Annotated in this window: 1 protein-coding gene; it reads right to left on the bottom strand. The window is 44.7% G+C overall.

Annotated features, from left to right (window positions below; all coding sequences use genetic code 11):
- Window positions 1–3: 3 nt before the first annotated feature.
- Window positions 4–244 (bottom strand): major capsid family protein (locus RTW80_RS30410; protein WP_312721943.1); only part of this gene is annotated, 241 nt, incomplete at its 5' end.

Raw genomic sequence — 244 nt, 5'->3', positions numbered from 1 at the left:
ATATTACACGCCAGTGATTAAGACAATAGTCATCGGGCGATAAATTGTAAGACCAGTACATTTAGAGGTGCAAGGCACTTTAAAGTGCAAGCCTTTCGGCTGTGCTGGCAGCATGTTAAATGCTTCAGGGATCTCGATGGACATATTCATCGGATTCTTTTCGTACACCAGCACACCTTTAGTTCCAGCGCCGTCGATATCTTCAAGTTCTGCGATAGAGTCGATTTCGATACCGGAGTTCTGA

The sequence above is a fragment of the Escherichia sp. AM3 genome (assembly GCF_032029835.1).
Classification (GTDB): domain Bacteria; phylum Pseudomonadota; class Gammaproteobacteria; order Enterobacterales; family Enterobacteriaceae; genus Escherichia; species Escherichia coli.
Note: the sequence above shows the minus strand (reverse complement) of the source record. Positions and strands in the feature narration are given on the sequence as shown.